The organism is Marinobacter segnicrescens (assembly GCF_900111555.1).
Lineage (GTDB): Bacteria > Pseudomonadota > Gammaproteobacteria > Pseudomonadales > Oleiphilaceae > Marinobacter > Marinobacter segnicrescens.
This window is the reverse complement of the sequence record NZ_FOHZ01000014.1, coordinates 1-14,680: the sequence shown is the minus strand read 5'-3', so window position 1 is coordinate 14,680 and position 14,680 is coordinate 1. Positions and strand designations below refer to the sequence as shown.

Below are 14,680 nucleotides of genomic sequence, written 5' to 3'. Positions count from 1 at the left end.
TGGCCACGCCGATCATCAACAGGATCCCGATCCGGTGCCACAATATCAAAACGCCAGGGCCACTGGCTCGACACAGCCCTTTGTTGCGGCACGATGCATGCCGTTGACCGCCTTGCTGGCCGGTTTGGGCCTGCTGTCCCTCGCCATGCCGGTGTCGGCCCAGCAGCCCAGTGCCGCTGCAATGGACTGGCGCCCCCGGGCGGAACTGCCCCCGGAAGTTCGTGACCGGTTGCCCCGGTTCTGTGAGGGCGGTTACCTGCAACCGCCGGTTGCCTCGGTGGAAGGCTCGCCGGAGGCCGGTGCGCCGGTAAATGCCAGCGCCCTGTCAGCCCGCTATGAGATGGATACCCGGCTGCTGCTCCAGGGCGATGTGCAGCTTAGTCAGTCCGGTATGGCCATGACCGGGCACGAAGCGGTGTATGACCAGGTGACAGGGCAGGTGGATATCGCCGGCCCCATGACCACTCGCAGTTCGGGCATGCTATTGACCGGGCAACAGGCCCGTTACGATGTGAACTCGGGCTTTTTCACCATTGAGGACGCCACCTTCCTGTTCCACCAATCGGAAATGCGAGGCCAGGCTTCGCAGATTCGTCGGCCGGAAAACCAGATCATCGAAATTGGCCAGGGCTATCTGACCACCTGCGCCCCGGATCGCAATGACTGGTCCCTGGTGGCTTCGGATATCCGCCTGAACCAGGCTGAGGGCTTTGGGACCGCCAGCAATATCAGGCTGCAGGTCAAGGATGTGCCGGTGTTCTACTGGCCCTGGGCGAGTTTTCCCATCGATGACCGCCGCAAGACTGGCTTCCTGTATCCGACTTTCGGTACCTCCAACGCCGGTAGCGGGCTCTTTCTTTCCACACCGTACTACCTGAACCTGGCGCCCCATTACGACACTACGCTCACTCCCCAGTACATCCATGGACGGGGCCTGTTCAATGAAGTGGAGGGTCGTTATCTGAGTGAGCTTGGCGAGTCCGTTCTCAGGGTGGGCTTTATCGATGATGATTCCGAGTATGAAAAGGAGTTCCCCGGGGAATCCGGCAAGCGTTGGGGGCTCGATATCGAATCGCGGGCCAGTTTCGGCGGCGGCTGGACCGGCAACGTGGATTATGCAGCGGTATCCGACAACGATTATCTCAGTGACCTGAACCAGACCCTGGATATTGGTAGTGCTACCCACCTGCTCCGTCGTGGAGGTATCCGTTACCAGGACGAGTGGCAGTTTTTCGAGGCTTACCTGTCCGGTTATCAAACCATTGCCGATGATATCGCTGACAGGAGCAAGCCCTATGATCAGTTGCCGGAAATTATCTACGGGGCGGTTGCGCCTGTCGGGCCCTTTGAACTTGGAATTGACAGTCAGTACAGCTGGTTTGACCGGGACAACGCTGACCTGACCGGACTGGACAAGGCCGTCGGGCAACGGACCCGGGCCGTGCCGGAGGTGGCGTTGCCGCTAAGGTCAATCTGGGGCTATATTCGGCCTTCCGTCAGTGTCGACCAGACCTGGTATGAGCTGGATGACTATGAGTTGGGTGACGGGTCCTTCGATCGTACCGTACCCGTTGCTGAGTGGGACAGTGGTATCTACCTGGACCGCGAGACCAGCCTGTTTGGCCGGAACTATAATCAGTCACTGGAGCCGCGCCTCTACCACGCCTGGTCAGACCCTGAAGAGGACCAGAACTACATACCCAACTTTGATGCCGGCCTGCGCTCCTTCCGCTTCGATAACCTGTTCCAGCCGAACCGGTTCGTTGGCGGTGACCGCATCGGAGATGCCAACCAGACCGTGGTTGCGCTGACCAGCCGCTTCAACGATATGGTAACCGGGGTAGAAACTGCCCGTTTCAGTGTCGGACAGGTGTATTACCATGATGACCGGGAGGTGACGCTGTTCGGGCGCGGCGCGGAAACCCGAAGCGAATCCCCCTACGCGGGTGAGGCAGTCCTCCGTCCGCTTGATACCCTGGATATCCGGGTGTCCGGGTTGTGGGACCCGCGGGAGAACCATACCCAGGAAGGCCGCAGTGTACTGGCATACCATTCACCGGACTATCGCTACCTGGTCAGCGCAGGGCATACCTATTCCCGGGGAGACAATCCCGATAACCGTTTTGAGCAAATGGACGTGGGCGCAATTTTCCCGGTGACCGACAACATCAGCCTGATTGGCCGGTGGGTCTATGATTCACAGCTGGATCAGACCGTAGGTACACTGGCAGGCTTTGAATACAACAGCTGTTGCTGGAGCTTTCAGCTGATCAATCAGACATACCTGACTGGCGATACACTGGAAGACGAAGGAGAAATGGACAACCGCATCGTATTCCAGATACAGCTCAAGGGGCTGGGCGGCTCCGGGGGAACCAGCAGTACCCTGTCCGATGTCTTCCTTGGTTACAACGAGCGGGAACGCCGGCGTTTCGGCACACAGAACATCAATCCATGAACGAGGTACATATGCAGGCAAACCGTGGCCTGACAGGATTCAAGACATGGCTGGTGGCGGCAATGCTGCTGTTGGCGACCACTGCCCAGGCTGAAAGGCAACTGCTGGACCGGGTCATCGCGATTGTTGATGACGGGGTTATCCTCCAGTCCGAGCTGGATGCCCGGGTCAATACCATTCGCTCCAGGCTTCAGGCCCAGGGCACGGGGCTGCCCCCGCGCCAGGTGCTGGAGGAGCGGGTGCTGGACCAGTTGATTACCGAGAACATCCAGCTGCAGATGGCCGACAACATGGGCATGCGGGTCAGCGACAACGAACTGAACGAAACGATCAACCGCATCGCCCAGAGCAACAACATGACGGTGCAGGAGTTCGAGGACCAGCTTGCGGCCGAAGGCGTTACCTACCAGGAAGCCCGTGAGCAGATCCGTCGGGAAATGCTGGTCAGCCGGGTTCAGCAACGCCGGGTCGACAGCCGGGTCCGGGTAACAGACCGTGAGGTGGACAACCTGTTGCAGCAGGCCGGTGGCCAGGCTGACACCACCACGGAATACCTGCTGGCTCATATCCTGGTATCGGTGAACAATTTCTCCGATGACCAGGAAGTGGCCCGTGCCCGTGAGAAAGCCGAGCGGCTGCGGGGAGAAATTGCCAATGGCCGTGATTTTCAGTCCGCCGCGGTGGCCGAATCCGATGCCAGTAATGCCCTGGAGGGCGGGGTGATGGGTTGGCGCAGCCGTTCGGACCTGCCCACCCTGGTGACGGACGTGGTTCCGGACCTGCCAGTAAATCAGCCCTCCGAGGTGCTGCAGAGTGGCAGTGGTTTCCACATCGTGCAGGTGCTGGATCGCCGCGGTGGCGAGGCTCGTAATGTGATCGAGCAGGCCAGGGTCCGCCACATCCTGGTTCGGCCCACTGAGGTGGTATCGGATGCCAGGGCTGAACAGCAGATTAACGAGCTCTACCAGCAACTTCAAAACGGTGCGGATTTTGCGGCGCTCGCCAGGGAGTTCTCCGACGACCCGGGGTCCGGTTCTGACGGGGGCAACCTGGGCTGGGTCAGCCCTGGCCAGATGGTGCCAGCTTTCGAAGAGACGATGTTGAACGCGCCGGTGGGTGAGTTAACCCGCCCGTTCCGCTCCCGGTTCGGCTGGCATATCCTGGAAGTGCAGGAGCGCCGTCGCCAGGACATCAGCGACCAGGTACGCCGGTCTGAGGCACAGCAAGCGCTGTATCGTCGCAAGTACGAGACAGAGCTGCAGAACTGGCTGCGGGAAATCCGCGACGAGGCCTATGTGGAGATCAAGAACTCATGACCGCACCGGTCACCCTGGCACTGACAGCGGGTGAGCCTGGCGGAATCGGCCCTGAGCTTTGCCTGCAGCTGGCCACTGAACCCCGCTCGCAGCAGGTGGTTGTGGTGGCCAGCATGGCGCTGCTGGAAGACCGGAAAGCCTTGCTGGGTCTCGACGTAACCTTGCATGCCTGGCAGCCGGAGGCCCGGGTACAGACCGTGGCAGGCCAGCTGTCGGTACTGGATGTGGCTGGCATTGCGGATACCACCGCAGGCAGGCTGGATCGGGGTAACAGCCAGTATGTCCTGGACACCCTGACCATTGCCGCCCGGGGCTGCCTGGATGGCACCTTTGATGGCATGGTAACGGCCCCGGTTCACAAGGGTGTGATCAACGAGGCCGGTATTGCCTTCAGCGGCCATACCGAGTTCCTGCAGGAACTCTGCGGTGTGGAGAGGGTCGTCATGATGCTGGCCACGGAAGAGCTGCGGGTTGCCCTGGTAACGACGCACCTGCCCCTGAAGGATGTACCGGCGGCGATTACCGCAGGGCGTATCACCCAGGTGGCGCGCATCCTGAACCAGGACCTGAAAACCTTTTTTGGTATTGCCCGGCCGCGCATCCTGGTTGCGGGCCTCAATCCCCATGCCGGGGAGGGTGGTCACCTCGGCCGGGAGGAGATTGAGGTCATCGAGCCAACCCTGGACAGCCTGCGCCGTGAAGGTATGGACCTGACCGGGCCGTTACCGGCCGATACCCTGTTCACGCCCCACTGGCTGGATGATGCCGACGCGGTGCTGGCCATGTACCATGACCAGGGCCTGCCGGTACTGAAGTTCCAGGGCTTTGGCCGGGCGGTGAATATCACCCTCGGGCTGCCTATCGTGCGAACATCGGTGGACCATGGCACAGCGCTGGACCTGGCGGGCACCGGCAAGGCCGACGCAGGTAGCCTGCATACGGCGATCCGGGTGGGCGAACAGATGGCCCGTTATCGTCGTGAGCACCAGTCAGCCAGAGGAGCGGGTCAGTGAGTAACAAAGCCGGCCACCAGGCCCGTAAGCGTTTCGGGCAGAATTTCCTTCATGATCCAGGTGTGATCGAGCGCATTGTCCGGTCGATAAACCCGAAGCCGGATGACCAGATGGTAGAAATAGGGCCGGGGCTGGGGGCGTTGACAGAGGAGCTGCTGGCGGTCAATCCACGGCTTCAGGTTGTGGAGCTGGACCGGGACCTTATTCCGGTGCTGCGTACCAAGTTCTTCAACTATCCTGATTTCCGTATCCATGAGGCAGATGCCCTCAAGTTTGATTTCAGCGAACTGGCGCAGGACGGGCCTCTGCGCATTGTGGGCAACCTGCCCTATAACATCTCCACACCGCTGATCTTCCATCTGCTGGAGCAGTCGGGCGTGGTGAAAGACATGCACTTCATGCTGCAGAAGGAAGTGGTGCAGCGCCTTGCCGCTGGTCCGGGTGATAATCACTACGGGCGTCTCGGCATAATGGCCCAGTATTTCTGCAAGGTTCAGCCACTGTTTGAGGTAGGCCCCGGAGCATTCCGGCCGGCACCGAAAGTGGACTCGGCCATTGTGCGCCTGGTTCCCCATGAACAGTTGCCGCATCCGGCCCGGGACCTGGCCACCCTGCAGATGGTGGTGCGTACCGCATTCAACGCCCGGCGCAAGACCCTGCGCAAATCGCTGGGTAACCTTGTCAGTGTCGAGGAATTGCAGGCGCTTGGCATTAATGATGGGCTGCGACCCGAGAACCTGAGCCTGGCCGAGTTCGTCGCTATTGCTGACTTCCTGGTGGAGAATCGGCCACAGGCCGACACCGTGCATGAGGCAGACCATGACTGACTACGCCATTGGTGACATCCAGGGATGTTATGAACGGCTGCTGGACGTACTGGACAAGGTGGATTTCTCGCCCTCCAGGGACCGGCTCTGGGTGGCAGGGGATATCATCAATCGGGGCCCTTCATCCCTGGAAAGCCTGCGCTACATCCGTAACCTCGGCAGTTCCGCCGTGGTGGTACTCGGCAACCATGACCTGCACCTGCTGGCCGTGGCCCTGGGGGGCCACAACGTAAAGAAGAAGGACACCCTGCACGATATCCTCGACGCGCCTGACCACGACGACCTGCTCGGCTGGCTATTGCAGCAGAATATCTGCGTTCACGACAGCCAGCGAAATTTCATCATGGCCCATGCCGGGCTGCCCCATATCTGGAGCGTCGAACAGGGTGTTGCCCTGGCCCGGGAGCTGGAAGCTGTCCTGCGCGGACCGGATGTCGAGGACTACTTCCGTGAAATGTACGGTAACTATCCAGAGCGCTGGCAGGATGACCTGCAGGGCATGGATCGCTGGCGCATGATTACCAACTATTTTACCCGTATGCGGTTTATTGCCGAGGATGGCACCCTTGAACTGGCCACCAAGGAGTCGGCCGGCAATTCCCCGGCGGGTTACGCCCCCTGGTTCAGTTACCCGCGCCCTGACGATGTCCGTGTCATTTTCGGCCACTGGGCGGCCCTGGAGGGGGAAACCGGCAGTGATCGATACATCGGCCTGGACACCGGCTGTGTCTGGGGCGGCAAGCTGACCGTTATGAACCTGGATACCGGCGAGAGGATTCATTGTGACTGCTGACAACGGCCGGTTTCCCGCCCCTGTCCAGCGAACGTGGCTGGCAGCAGGCGCACTGCTGGCCCTGCTCGCGGTGATGGCCGGTGCCTTTGGGGCCCATGGCCTGCGGGGTATGGTGAGTGAGCGGGGCCTTGAAGTCTTCCAAACCGCCGTCACCTATCAGATGTACCATGCTATTGCATTGGTGCTGGTGGCGCTGCTCTCGGTGGCCGGACTGTCCCGTCGCCTGTTGGGTGCGGCGGCCGGTTGCTTCCTGGCGGGTACCCTGCTGTTCAGCGGCAGCCTGTACCTGCTGGTGCTGACCGAGATCCGCTGGGTAGGGCCGGTTACCCCCCTGGGTGGCGTCTGTTTTATGGTGGGCTGGGCCCTGTTGGTGGCAGCCGCAACGCGTCGATCCATCCGCGAGTGAGTCCGTAATGAATATCATGCTAAACGGGGAGCCCCGGGATCTTCCCGATCCGTATACCCTGCAAACCCTGATTGAAGAACTCGGCCTGACCGGCAGGAGACTGGCGGTGGAGGTAAACGAAGACATCGTACCCCGCAGTCAGCACAGCGAATGTCGGCTGCATGAGGGCGACCGGGTCGAGATTGTCCACGCTATCGGTGGCGGCTGAGGCCTGAAGCCGCGTCGTGCCCGTTTGAAAGCTGTCTTACCAGACCTCCAAGGATTCCAATGACTGATCAGAACAACCAGATTCAACTGCCGGAAGACAAACCCCTGGAAATTGCCGGCCGGGTTTACCGGTCCCGGCTGCTGGTGGGCACCGGTAAATACCGGGACCTGATGGAAACCGGCCATGCCATCGAAGCCAGTGGCGCAGAAATCGTAACCGTGGCGGTACGCCGCACCAACCTGGGCCAGAACCCGGACGAGCCCAACCTGCTGGATGTGATTTCGCCGGCGAGTTACACCATCCTGCCGAACACTGCCGGCTGCTTTAACGCAAAAGACGCCGTGCGCACCTGCAAGCTGGCCCGGGAGCTGCTCGATGGCCACGACCTGGTGAAGCTGGAAGTCCTGGGCGAGGAGAAAACGCTCTATCCCAACATGACCGAAACCCTGGTGGCCGCCGAGGAACTGATCAACGACGGTTTCCAGGTCATGGTCTATTGTTCGGACGATCCCCTGCTGGCAAAGCGTCTGGAAGAGATGGGCTGCATCGCCATCATGCCCCTGGGGGCGCCCATCGGCTCCGGCCTGGGTATCCAGAACCGCTACAATATCCGTCAGATTGTCGAGAACGCCAGTGTGCCGGTGCTGGTGGACGCGGGGGTAGGCACGGCTTCCGACGCCACCATCGCCATGGAACTGGGCTGCGACGGTGTACTGATGAACACCGCCATCGCCCAGGCCCAGGACCCTATCCGCATGGCCAGGGCCATGAAACTGGCTATCGAGTCCGGCCGCGAAGCCTACCTGGCGGGTCGCATGCCGAAGAAGGCCTACGCCAGTGCGTCATCGCCCATTGATGGCACGTTTTTCTGAGGAAAGGGCCGCCCCGAACCCATTACCCCTTAACAGAGCAGTGCAGTCCTGTCATGACCAATCCGAAGCCCAGTCGCAAGGAAGCCATCCTCCAGGCCCTGGTTGAGATCCTGGAAACGGAGCCGGGTGCCCGTATCACCACCGCCGGCCTCGCCAGGGCGGTGGGCGTTACCGAAGCCGCCCTGTACCGGCATTTTCCCAGCAAGCGCAAGATGTTCGAGGCACTGGTGGACTTTGCCGAGGATACCGTCTTCTCCCGCTGCCAGTTGATCCTCCAGGAGCAGGAAGATGTCCAGGTGCGCCTGAAGCAATTGCTCCGGCTGGTGCTGGTATTCGCTGAACGCAATCCGGGGCTTTGCCGGGTGCTGACCGGCGAGGCCCTCAGTGGCGAGAACGAAGCCCTGCGCAAACGGGCGAGCCAGTTCTTCGAGCGCCTCGAAACCCAGGCCCGCCAGATCCTCAAGGAAGGGGAGATCCGTCAGGGCTTGCGACCCTATCCCAGCGCGCCCCGCGCTGCCGACTGGCTCATGACTTTCCTTGAGGGTCGAATCCAGCGCTTCGTCCGGTCTGGCTTCAGCCGTGCCCCATCGGCTGAATTTGAAGAGCAATGGCCAATGCTGGCAAAAAACCTCTGGCCCGGGGATTGAAGACGGAGTAGCCACCTCACACAAGACTTGTGGTAACGGGTGGACTAGCGTGGCAGGTATACCCATACTCCGGAGACCCTGCCATGTCTGAGCAACACCCCATTTCCCGCTTCCCGATTCCTGATGTTTCAACCCTGCCGGATGACCTGCGCACGCGTATTGAAACCCTCCAGGAAAAGATGGGCTTCATCCCCAATGTGTTCCTTGGCCATGCCCACCGCCCCAATCAGCTGCGGGCTTTCCTGGCCATGCACGATGATCTGATGGAATCCGATGAAGGCCTGAGCCGTGCCGAGCGGGAGATGATCGTCGTGGCCACCAGTAGTGCCAACCAATGCCTGTATTGCCTGGTCTCCCACGGTGCCTTCCTGCGCATCCGCTCGAAGCAACCCTGGCTGTCAGACCAGGTGGCCGCCAATTACCGGGATGCTGAAATCAGCGACCGACAGCGCGCTATGCTGGACTATGCCGTCAAGCTTGCGCAGACGCCCTGGCTGGTGGGGGAGGACGATATCCACACCCTGGAGCAGGCGGGGTTCTCCCAGGATGAAATCTGGGACATTGGCGCCATCACCGGCCTGTTCGCCATGTCCAACCGCCTTGCAGCCCACACTGCCATGCGACCCAATGCCGAGTTCTATGGCATGGCTCGCTGAGGCCATCCGGCAAGTCTGCCGAATCATTGCCCGGACCGGGTGAAGATCATGAGGAGCAAATAATGAAAACAAGAAACCGCACCGGAATCCTTTCAATGGCCACGCTGGCGTCGGCAGTGCTGATGTCCTCTGCCGCTGACGCCCGTGAGCTCAACTATGCACTGGGTGCGCCCCCGGGGACACCGGCCCATGAAGCCCTTGAGTTCTATGCTGACAAGGTGGGGGAGCTCTCCGGCGGCGACCTTACGGTAAAGGTCTTTCCATTGTCCCTGCTGAGTTTTGCTGAGATGTCATCCGGAATCCGGGACGGCATTGCTGATATGGGGCTGATTCTGACTCCATACCACGCCGGTGAGTTTCCCCCCATTAACCTGCTGGCGGAGTCTTCCATGCTGTTGACGCTGGAGGAAGAGTTGGAGGCCGGGAAAGAGGGCGTTGCGTTCGGAGCGGCCCTGTCAGAATTCATGATGTTTCACTGCCCGGAGTGTATCGACCGGTTTGAACAGCAGAACCAGGTCTATCTGGGACATGCGGCAGGCACGGCCTATGGCCTGATGTGTGATGAGCCTGTTATGTCGCTGGAGGATGTCGGTGGCAAGCGCGTCCGGGTTGGAGCGGGTAACTTCGCACGCTGGTCGGAGGCTATGGGCGCTACGCCTGTCACGATGTCTGCCAACGAAATGCGGGAAGCTATCTCTCAGGGCATCGTGGACTGTATTGCCCTCTCCAGTCCTGAAATTCAAAACTATGGATTGGTTGGCCTGGTAACAGACCTGACCATGGCCGTTCCCGGCGGGGTTTTCCCTTTCGCCTCGTTCCAGACCAATCAGGATCTCTGGCGATCGCTTTCTGATAAGGAACGGGAGACCTTGCTACGTGGTGCTGCGGAAGGTAATGCGGCCATCTCGTGGACCTATGTCGAAGCCGCTGAGGAAAGCTTCGAGCTGGTCCGAGAGGAAGGCGCACGCTTTCATGAGGCTGACGAATCGCTGGTGAAAGCAACGAGTGACTTTATCGCCACAGATATGGAAACCCTGGCGAAACAGTATGAAGAACGCTACGGGCTCGACAATGCAGAAGCGATGCTGGACGCGTTTCGTCCGATCCTGTCGGACTGGGCAGCCAGGGTAGCTCAGGTGGATAGTCAGGAGGAACTGGCAAACCTCTACTGGGAGTATATTTTTTCGAAGGTTGATCCCGCCTCCCATGGTCTTTGAAGGCTCCGGGTATCATTTGATCAATTAAGGGCTGATTTATGTTGTTTTCAAGTTCTGAAAGGGCCTCCGACCTGCTGGACCGAGTCCGGCAGTTCATGGCCGAGGAAGTCTGCCCGGTGGAGCATCTCTACCGTGAGCAGGCCAGCGGAGAGAATCGCTATCGTACGCCAGCCATCGTCCAGGAACTGAAGGCCAGGGCGAAGGCTGCCGGTCTGTGGAACCTGTTCCTCCCCGGTGATCATGGTGCCGGACTGAGCAACCTTGAGTATGCACCCCTGGCTGAGGAAATGGGCCGGGTGCTGTGGGCGTCAGAAGTGTTCAACTGCTCGGCACCTGACACCGGCAATATGGAAATCCTCTCCATGTTCGGCACCCCGGAGCAGAAGAAGCAATGGCTGGAACCGCTGCTGGCGGGCGAAATCCGGTCGGCTTTCTCCATGACGGAGCCGGCGGTCGCGTCCAGTGATGCCACCAATATCCAGTGCGAGATCCGTCGTGAGGGTGACGAGTACGTCATCAATGGCCGCAAATGGTTTACTTCCGGGGCCATGAACGAGGCTTGCAAGCTGCTGATCGTGATGGGCAAGACGGACCCGGACAACGCCGACCGTCACCGCCAGCAGTCCATGATACTGGTGCCGAAGGACACGCCAGGCGTGCGTATCGTCCGGGATATGACGGTGTTCGGCTATGACGAGGCACCGGTTGGCCATCCGGAAGTCGTGTACGAAAACGTGCGAGTGCCTGCGTCAAATATGCTGCTGGGCGAAGGGCGTGGCTTCGAGATTGCCCAGGGACGACTGGGCCCTGGCCGGATCCACCATTGCATGCGGCTTATCGGTTGTGCCCAGCGGGCGTTGGAGATGCTGTGCCAGCGGGCAGAGCAGAGGGAAGCGTTTGGACGCAAGCTGTCACAGTTTGATTCGGTGCGTGAGGAGATTGCCGAATCCTTTTGCGAAATCGAACAGGCCCGCCTGCTAACGCTTAAAGCGGCGGACAAGATGGACCGGGAAGGCAACAAGGTAGCGAAGGACCTGATCGCCGCCGCCAAGATCGTGGTACCGGCCATGGCCGCCAGGGTCATCGACCGGACCATCCAGGTCTATGGCGGGGCCGGCGTCTGCCAGGACACCTTCCTGCCGGAAGCCTGGATGTATGCCCGTTACATTCGCATTGGCGACGGTCCGGACCAGGTTCACCGGGCGGCGTTGTCGCGGCAGTTGCTCAAGGCTTATAACGTCTGATCAAGGCTCTTTGCCTGATAATTCGTACTTTCAGGCCACTGTGAGGTTTGGGTCGCCACGAGTTGAGAAGGCTTTCCGGAACCGTCGAAAACAGGGATGTTTTCGTCGAGCGTACATGGACGTATTTACCGCGTGTTCCGGAAAGCCTTATCGACTTGTGGGGGCCTGCAGCCAGACTGGCAGGCCAGATCGTAGTCCTTCACTGGAAATAGCTGACAAGGCTGTCTGGCAGCCTTAATCCGAAAAGTACCCTTCCATATCCTTGCGAATCATGTGCTTCTGGATCTTGCCAGTGCCGGTGCGCGGGAACTCCTCCACCACCACAATGGCCTTGGGTACCTTGAAGCCTGCGAGATGCTCCCGGCAGTACTCGATCAGCTCGTCCTCGGTCACCTCTTCATCCGGCATCAGGATGACATTGGCGGTGATGGCCTCCCCCCAGCGCTCATGGGGAAGCCCGATGACCGCGGCTTCTGCCACCTTGGGATGGCCGATCAGGCAGCGCTCCACCTCCAGTGAGGCTACGTTCTCGCCGCCAGTCTTGATCACATCCTTCTTGCGGTCAGTAAACCATATGGCGCCATCCTCATCGATGGAAGCGATATCGCCACTGTGGAACCAGCCGTACTTGAAGGACTCTTCCGTCTTGTCGGGCTGGTTCAGGTACTCGGTCATCACCTGGGGGCCGCGATAGACGATTTCCCCGGCTTCGCCCGGCGGCAGCAGGCGGCCTTGGTCGTCCATGATGGCTACCCGGGTCATCGGGGTGGCAGTCCCCCAGGAGCCGGCCTTGCTCCACTGGTGTTCTGGCCGTATCAGGCAGGTGGCCGGGGTGAATTCGGTCTGTCCGGACCCCAGCACGACATCCGCGTTGGGGAAGGCGTCATGAATGGCCTGGAGCTTTGACTCTGCCATCGGTGCCATGGCGTAAAGTGCCCGGCGTACTGATGAGAAATCCCGCTGGCTCGCTTCCGGGTCGGTGAGTATCTCGTTGTACATCATCGGCAGGCCCACCCACATGTAGACCTTGTGTTCCTCCATCAGCCTTGCGCACTCCCGGGCATCGAAGCCCTTCGCAAGAACCAGCTTGCCACCCATCATCCAGGTCGGTACGGCCAGGCAGTTCACTGCGGTACAGTGGAACAGCGGCAGCTGGCACAGCATGGAGGCTTCAGGGGGTAACTGGTTGGCGATGATATTGGCCATCGCAGCCATGGTGACGGCCAGGTGGCTGGTTACCACACCCTTGGGGTTGGCGGTGGTGCCGGACGTATAAAGGAGCTGTACCGGGTCCCGGTCGCCTACTGCCACCTCAACGGGGGTGCTGTCACCGCTGTCAATGAGCTGTTGCAACGGCAGCCAGGTATGTCCTGCCGCGGAGTGGGTGCTGGCGCCGGTCCAGTAAAGGAACTCCAGGTCCGGCAGTTGTTCCGGAAGGGCTTGCCCGGCCTCGATAAGAGCGTCCTCGACGATGAGGATCCGGGCGCCGCAGTCTTTCAGGCAATAGGCGATCTCATGGGGTTTCAGCCCCAGGTTGACCGGCGCAAACACCAGGTTGGCCTTGGCGCAGGCCATGTAGCTCACCATCAGCTCCAGACAGTTGCGGGCCAGGATGCCCACGGGTTCGCCGGCCCTGAGGCCAAGCCCGAGCAGGCTGTGAGCCAGGCGGTTCGACTGGTCTTCAAACTCGCGGTATGTGAGGGTTCGGCCATCATCTACCATGGCCACATTGTCGGGGTAGAGGTCGGCTGCCCGGGTTAGAATATCGCCGGTGCATACCCGGTCGATCATGTTCATGGTGGGATCAGTCTCGTGCTGTGGTTGCCTGGCCATAATAAGCCTCCGCATGTCGGGGGTGCGTTGTTGTTGTTCCGACAAATTTAGCGGACAGCACGAATTTGAGCAAGCGTTTGGTCTACAATGTGGGTAAGGCCTCCCAACAGCCCCGGTAGCTTGTCTGGTGGCCGGCGATATCGGGTTTGCTATAGAATGCAGCCCGTTTCTAACCGTTTCCCAACCCTGTCGAGAGAGAGCCGGAACCTTGGAATTCAGCGAAGAGATCCGCAAAGAACTGATTGAGAGCGGGAAAATCACCGACCCCAAGAGCCCCCGCGGGGTGGTGCTCAATACGGCTGCCCGCCTGTTCCGCCGCAAGGGTTATCTGCAAACAACGGTACGTGATATCGGTCGTGAGACGGGTATCCTCCCGGGCAGTATCTTTCACCATTACCGCAGCAAGGATGAAATCCTGCGCACGGTGATGGAAGAGAGCATCGTTCTCAACCTGGGCCGCCTGAAGCGGGCGCTGGAAAGTCGTCCGGCACTGGAGGACCGACTACGCACCCTGATTTCTGTCGAGTTGTACGCCATGAATGGTGAAACCGGCGAAGCCTGGAGTGTCATGGTGGACGAGTGGCGCAATCTGTCTGAGGAGGGTAAGGCAACCATTCTCCGGCTGCGGGAAGAGTACGAAGGTATCTGGCTGGACGTGCTGCGGGAGGCTCACCAGGCAGGCGTCGTCACCATGGAGCCGGACATTCTTCGTAAGTTGCTGGCGGGTTCCCTGCACTGGACGCCGACCTGGTTCCGCCATGGCGGAGGTCTTTCCCTGGAGGATCTCACCGACCGGGTCTGGCAACTGGCCACGGGTCATCGTCCCTGACGACCCGGAGTCTTTCGCCCCGGTTTACTGGCCGCCGGGGTGGGTTCCCATGAACTTGGACAGAATGCCCAGCATGACTTCGTCGGCACCGCCGCCGATGGAAACCAGGCGCAGGTCCCGGTAGAAGCGGGTAATCAGGGTTTCGTTCATGAAGCCCATGCCACCGTAGTACTGCAGACAACTGTCAGTCACTTCCCGTGCAAGTCGTCCCGCTTTCAGCTTGGCCATGGAGGCCAGTCGGGTCATGTCCTCTCCGTTAATGTACCCTTCAGTGCACCGGTAAACCAGCGACCGCAGCAACTCCACTTCCGTCTGCAGTTCCGCCAGGCGGAAATGAATGCTCTGGTTGTGCAGTAGCGGC

General features: G+C 60.2%; 15 protein-coding genes. 13 read left to right on the top strand and 2 right to left on the bottom strand.

Annotated features, from left to right (window positions below; translation table 11 throughout):
* Window positions 1–97: 97 nt before the first annotated feature.
* The 12 genes from BM036_RS13330 (at window position 98) to BM036_RS13275 (ending at window position 11,657) form a co-directional block, all read left to right on the top strand.
* Window positions 98–2,458, top strand: coding sequence for an LPS-assembly protein LptD (locus BM036_RS13330; protein WP_245742629.1), 2,361 nt, complete (start codon window positions 98–100; stop codon window positions 2,456–2,458).
* Window positions 2,455–3,774 (top strand): peptidylprolyl isomerase, encoded by a 1,320-nt coding sequence (locus BM036_RS13325; protein WP_281247027.1) that lies wholly within the window; start codon window positions 2,455–2,457, stop codon window positions 3,772–3,774. Before BM036_RS13330 ends, BM036_RS13325 begins: the two co-directional genes overlap by 4 nt.
* Window positions 3,771–4,787: a 4-hydroxythreonine-4-phosphate dehydrogenase PdxA gene (pdxA, locus tag BM036_RS13320; protein ID WP_091853143.1), complete on the top strand. Its 1,017-nt coding sequence runs from the start codon at window positions 3,771–3,773 to the stop codon at window positions 4,785–4,787. Before BM036_RS13325 ends, pdxA begins: the two co-directional genes overlap by 4 nt.
* Complete coding sequence (gene rsmA / locus BM036_RS13315; protein ID WP_091853141.1) at window positions 4,784–5,614, top strand: 16S rRNA (adenine(1518)-N(6)/adenine(1519)-N(6))-dimethyltransferase RsmA; 831 nt, start codon at window positions 4,784–4,786, stop codon at window positions 5,612–5,614. Before pdxA ends, rsmA begins: the two co-directional genes overlap by 4 nt.
* On the top strand, window positions 5,607–6,407 hold the full coding sequence (locus BM036_RS13310) for a symmetrical bis(5'-nucleosyl)-tetraphosphatase (protein WP_091853139.1): 801 nt from the start codon (window positions 5,607–5,609) through the stop codon (window positions 6,405–6,407). Before rsmA ends, BM036_RS13310 begins: the two co-directional genes overlap by 8 nt.
* Before the next feature lie 73 nt (window positions 6,408–6,480).
* Window positions 6,481–6,813, top strand: coding sequence for a DUF423 domain-containing protein (locus BM036_RS13305; protein WP_091853275.1), 333 nt, complete (start codon window positions 6,481–6,483; stop codon window positions 6,811–6,813).
* 7 nt (window positions 6,814–6,820) lie between these two features.
* The gene (gene thiS, locus BM036_RS13300) at window positions 6,821–7,021 is read left to right on the top strand and encodes a sulfur carrier protein ThiS (protein ID WP_091853137.1); all 201 of its coding nucleotides are present in this window, start codon (window positions 6,821–6,823) and stop codon (window positions 7,019–7,021) included.
* Window positions 7,022–7,080: 59 nt separating this feature from the next.
* Window positions 7,081–7,893: a thiazole synthase gene (locus BM036_RS13295; protein ID WP_091853135.1), complete on the top strand. Its 813-nt coding sequence runs from the start codon at window positions 7,081–7,083 to the stop codon at window positions 7,891–7,893.
* A 53-nt stretch (window positions 7,894–7,946) separates the two neighbouring features.
* Window positions 7,947–8,540, top strand: a complete 594-nt coding sequence (slmA, locus tag BM036_RS13290) for a nucleoid occlusion factor SlmA (RefSeq protein ID WP_091853133.1) — start codon at window positions 7,947–7,949, stop codon at window positions 8,538–8,540.
* An 83-nt stretch (window positions 8,541–8,623) separates the two neighbouring features.
* Window positions 8,624–9,196, top strand: coding sequence for a peroxidase-related enzyme (locus BM036_RS13285; RefSeq protein ID WP_091853131.1), 573 nt, complete (start codon window positions 8,624–8,626; stop codon window positions 9,194–9,196).
* A gap of 62 nt (window positions 9,197–9,258) precedes the next feature.
* Entirely contained in the window at window positions 9,259–10,413 is a 1,155-nt protein-coding gene (locus BM036_RS13280; RefSeq protein WP_091853129.1) for a C4-dicarboxylate TRAP transporter substrate-binding protein, read from the top strand.
* A gap of 38 nt (window positions 10,414–10,451) precedes the next feature.
* Window positions 10,452–11,657 carry an acyl-CoA dehydrogenase family protein gene (locus BM036_RS13275; RefSeq protein ID WP_091853127.1) on the top strand — a complete coding sequence of 402 codons (1,206 nt, stop codon included), beginning with the start codon at window positions 10,452–10,454 and terminating at the stop codon, window positions 11,655–11,657.
* Window positions 11,658–11,891: 234 nt separating this feature from the next.
* Here the strand turns inward: BM036_RS13275 and BM036_RS13270 are convergent, their stop codons facing one another.
* The gene (locus tag BM036_RS13270; RefSeq protein WP_091853126.1) at window positions 11,892–13,490 is read right to left on the bottom strand and encodes a class I adenylate-forming enzyme family protein; all 1,599 of its coding nucleotides are present in this window, start codon (window positions 13,488–13,490) and stop codon (window positions 11,892–11,894) included.
* Window positions 13,491–13,698: 208 nt separating this feature from the next.
* Between BM036_RS13270 and BM036_RS13265 the strand changes: the two genes are divergently transcribed.
* Window positions 13,699–14,319: a TetR/AcrR family transcriptional regulator gene (locus tag BM036_RS13265; protein ID WP_091853123.1), complete on the top strand. Its 621-nt coding sequence runs from the start codon at window positions 13,699–13,701 to the stop codon at window positions 14,317–14,319.
* A 24-nt stretch (window positions 14,320–14,343) separates the two neighbouring features.
* Here the strand turns inward: BM036_RS13265 and BM036_RS13260 are convergent.
* A partial coding sequence (locus BM036_RS13260; RefSeq protein WP_143066615.1) for an acyl-CoA dehydrogenase family protein occupies window positions 14,344–14,680 on the bottom strand: 337 nt, incomplete at its 5' end.

Bases quoted from the DNA above. Each gene is read 5' to 3' on its own strand.
- BM036_RS13275 (WP_091853127.1), top strand. From the start codon at position 10,452: ATGTTGTTTTCAAGTTCTGAAAGGGCCTCCGACCTGCTGGACCGAGTC.
- BM036_RS13280 (WP_091853129.1), top strand. From the start codon at position 9,259: ATGAAAACAAGAAACCGCACCGGAATCCTTTCAATGGCCACGCTGGCG.
- BM036_RS13305 (WP_091853275.1), top strand. From the start codon at position 6,481: ATGGCCGGTGCCTTTGGGGCCCATGGCCTGCGGGGTATGGTGAGTGAG.
- pdxA (WP_091853143.1), top strand. From the start codon at position 3,771: ATGACCGCACCGGTCACCCTGGCACTGACAGCGGGTGAGCCTGGCGGA.
- BM036_RS13270 (WP_091853126.1), bottom strand. From the start codon at position 13,490: ATGGCCAGGCAACCACAGCACGAGACTGATCCCACCATGAACATGATC.
- BM036_RS13310 (WP_091853139.1), top strand. From the start codon at position 5,607: ATGACTGACTACGCCATTGGTGACATCCAGGGATGTTATGAACGGCTG.
- BM036_RS13285 (WP_091853131.1), top strand. From the start codon at position 8,624: ATGTCTGAGCAACACCCCATTTCCCGCTTCCCGATTCCTGATGTTTCA.
- thiS (WP_091853137.1), top strand. From the start codon at position 6,821: ATGAATATCATGCTAAACGGGGAGCCCCGGGATCTTCCCGATCCGTAT.
- slmA (WP_091853133.1), top strand. From the start codon at position 7,947: ATGACCAATCCGAAGCCCAGTCGCAAGGAAGCCATCCTCCAGGCCCTG.
- BM036_RS13325 (WP_281247027.1), top strand. From the start codon at position 2,455: ATGAACGAGGTACATATGCAGGCAAACCGTGGCCTGACAGGATTCAAG.
- BM036_RS13330 (WP_245742629.1), top strand. From the start codon at position 98: ATGCCGTTGACCGCCTTGCTGGCCGGTTTGGGCCTGCTGTCCCTCGCC.
- BM036_RS13295 (WP_091853135.1), top strand. From the start codon at position 7,081: ATGACTGATCAGAACAACCAGATTCAACTGCCGGAAGACAAACCCCTG.